Source organism: Candidatus Palauibacter australiensis (assembly GCA_026705295.1).
GTDB lineage: Bacteria > Gemmatimonadota > Gemmatimonadetes > Palauibacterales > Palauibacteraceae > Palauibacter > Palauibacter australiensis.
Genome location: JAPPBA010000077.1, coordinates 1 through 2,647, shown reverse-complemented (window position 1 = coordinate 2,647; position 2,647 = coordinate 1). Strand labels below are relative to the sequence as shown.

4 protein-coding genes are annotated in these 2,647 nt (G+C 69.1%); all 4 read left to right on the top strand.

Annotated elements, in window-relative coordinates; genetic code table 11:
• Positions 1 to 282 (top strand): cytochrome C oxidase subunit IV family protein (locus OXN85_05905; protein ID MCY3599483.1); only part of this gene is annotated, 282 nt, incomplete at its 5' end.
• Between the two features lie 14 nt (positions 283 to 296).
• Complete coding sequence (cyoE, locus tag OXN85_05900; GenBank protein ID MCY3599482.1) at positions 297 to 1,283, top strand: heme o synthase; 987 nt, start codon at positions 297 to 299, stop codon at positions 1,281 to 1,283.
• A 5-nt stretch (positions 1,284 to 1,288) separates the two neighbouring features.
• On the top strand, positions 1,289 to 1,531 hold the full coding sequence (locus OXN85_05895; GenBank protein MCY3599481.1) for a hypothetical protein: 243 nt from the start codon (positions 1,289 to 1,291) through the stop codon (positions 1,529 to 1,531).
• 4 nt (positions 1,532 to 1,535) lie between these two features.
• Entirely contained in the window at positions 1,536 to 2,498 is a 963-nt protein-coding gene (locus OXN85_05890) for a hypothetical protein (protein MCY3599480.1), read from the top strand.
• Positions 2,499 to 2,647: the final 149 nt, after the last annotated feature.

The window sequence follows — 2,647 nt, the reverse complement described above, 5'->3', positions numbered from 1 at the left end:
GGACAAGCGGCGGACGATCACGGACACGAGCATCCCAAGTACATGCTCATCTGGCTGTACCTGGCCATCCTCACGGCGCTCGAGGTGGGCGTGGTGTACCTGGCGATCGCGAAATGGTTAATCGTCACGTCGCTGCTCGTCATGGCGGCCTGGAAGGCGCTGCTCGTGGCGATGTACTACATGCACCTGAAGTTCGAGCCCAACCGCCTGCGGCTGGTGGCGCTGGCTCCGCTGCCGGCGGTGGCCATCATGATCATCGCGATCATGATGGAGTACGTGTAGGCGCCGACTCCGCCGTGGAAGTCGGAAGCCTTCAGGGCAGCCCGTGGCAGGACCCCGCGTCGGCTCCGCGAGCGGTGGGGCGTTCGCCCGAAGCTGCCGGGGCCGGCCGTATCCCGCCTGGCGGGATCTCGACACGGATCCGCTCGATTCGCCGGACGCTCCCCTCGTACCTGGAACTCACGAAGCCGCGCATCACGGCGCTCGTCGTGGCGACCGCGGCCGCCGGTTTCCTCCTCGGCGCGGCGAGCTTCGACTTCGCCCTCTTCCTGCAGGCCATGGCCGGCGTGGCGCTCGTCGCGTCCGGGACGAGCGCGATGAACCAGGTGCTGGAGCGGGATGTGGACGCGCTCATGGTGCGTACGCGCGCCCGGCCCCTGCCGGCGGGCCGGATCGCGGCGCCCCCGGCTGCGGTCGTCTCCGGAGTTCTGGCCGCGGCGGGGATCGCCTGGCTGTGGATCGCGGTCAATCCGCTTACCGCCGGTCTCGCGCTCGCCACCTTCGTCTCCTACGACTTCGTATACACGCCGCTCAAGCGCGTACACTCGCTCTCCACGGTTGTGGGCGCGGTGCCCGGGGCCCTGCCGATCCTCGGAGGCTGGACCGCCGCAACCGGGCAGCTCGGCCCCGGCGGCTGGGCCCTGTTCGCGATCCTCTTCGTGTGGCAGCTGCCGCACTTTCTCGCCCTGGCGTGGCTGCTTCGCGACGACTACGAGGCGGCCGGGCTTCGCATGCTCTCCGTCGGCGACTTCGAGGGCCGGCGGACGCGTCACCAGGCGCTGCTCTACGCGCTCACCCTGATCCCCGTGAGCCTGCTCCCGAGCGTCCTCGGTCTCACGGGCGCCGTCTACTTCGCGGTCGCGCTCGGCCTCGGGGGCTTCTTCCTGTGGACCGCGTTCCGGTTCGCTCGAGCCGCGTCGCCGGCGAACGCCCGGGGTTTGTTCCGGGCCTCGATCCTCTATCTTCCACTGCTGATGGCGGTGCTCGTCCTCGACAAGCTGTAGCAGCCGTGCCGAAACCCTTCGCCGTCCTCGCGGCGGCCCCGCAGATGCAGCATACCCCCGACGAACAGGCGGGGTACGTCCTGATGTTCGTGTTCATGGCGGCGATGCCCTACCTGCTTCTCGTCGTGATCGGGGGCGGGATCTTCCGGGCGCGCCGCCGGCAACGCCAGCGAGAGGTCGAGAGAGCCCTGGAGGAGCAGCGCGAATGGGAGGCGGCCCGCGCCGCCGACCCGGACTCTGCGTGCTGACGCCATGCTGACGCTCAGGCGCAGGATCCGGGCCGGGCTCGTCGGAGGGCTGCTGGGCGGATTCGTCCTCGCGGTGCTCTTCTACTTCTACGACCTGGGGCAGGGGACCCCGCTTCAGACTCCCGCCTTCCTCTGGGGCGCGATCATCAGCCGCTCGGAGGTCGAGGCCACGACCGGAATCGTCGCGGGCTTCACCCTCATCCACTTCACGACCTGGGCCGGGCTCGGGATGCTGGCCGCGGCGCTCGTTCAGTGGGCCGGACTCCCGCGCAACGTCTTCATCGGTGCGCTGTACGGGCTCTTCGTGTGCTCGCTCGCGTTCTACATCGGACTCATCCGGGCGCCTTCCGGGCTCGTGATGTCCGCGCCGGGTTGGCCGGCTGTCTTTTTCGGGAACGCGCTCGCCGGGGTCGTGATGTTCACCCACATGCACTGGGTGAGTTCCGAGCCCGGCATCGTGGGCATGATGAACTTCCTCCAGACGCACCGCGTCACGCGGCACGGGATTTACGCCGGGGTGCTCGGCGCGCTCGTCGTCGCGTGCTGGTTCCTCATCATCGACGCCGTGCTCCGGCAGCCGCTCTATACGCCGGCGGCGCTGGCGACGGTCCTCTTCCGCGGCGCCCCGACGCCGGCCGCGGTCGAGATCTCCTTCGCACCGGTCCTCGGCTACACGCTCGCCCACTTCGCCTTCTTCGTGCTGTTCGGCGTCGCGGTCTCCGGCCTCGCGAGACAGGTGTCCAGGTTCCCGCCGCTGGCCCTCGGCATCATCGTGCTGTTCGTCGTCTTCGAGGTCTTTTTCATCGCCATGGTCGCGATGCTGGGTGGCTGGATCCTCGAGGAACTCGCCTGGTGGTCGATCCTGGTCGGGAACATCCTCGCGGCGCTCGTCATGGGCGGATACCTGTGGAAGGTCTACCCGGAGTTCGCCGAGAGTCTCACGGCGGAGAGTCTTTGGGCGGACTGAACCGGCCCCCGGTCCTTGTCGCCACGCGCAGCGCCCACAAACTCCGCGAAATCCGCGGCCTCCTCGCCGATCTTCCCGTCCGGCTGCTCGGTCTTGCGGGGCGGGGTCCTCTCGGGCGGGCTCTTCTGGGGTCTCCAGCGGCGCCGCGA

Excerpts from the sequence above, each read along its gene's own strand:
- OXN85_05890 (MCY3599480.1), top strand. The coding sequence starts at position 1,536 with ATGCTGACGCTCAGGCGCAGGATCCGGGCCGGGCTCGTCGGAGGGCTG.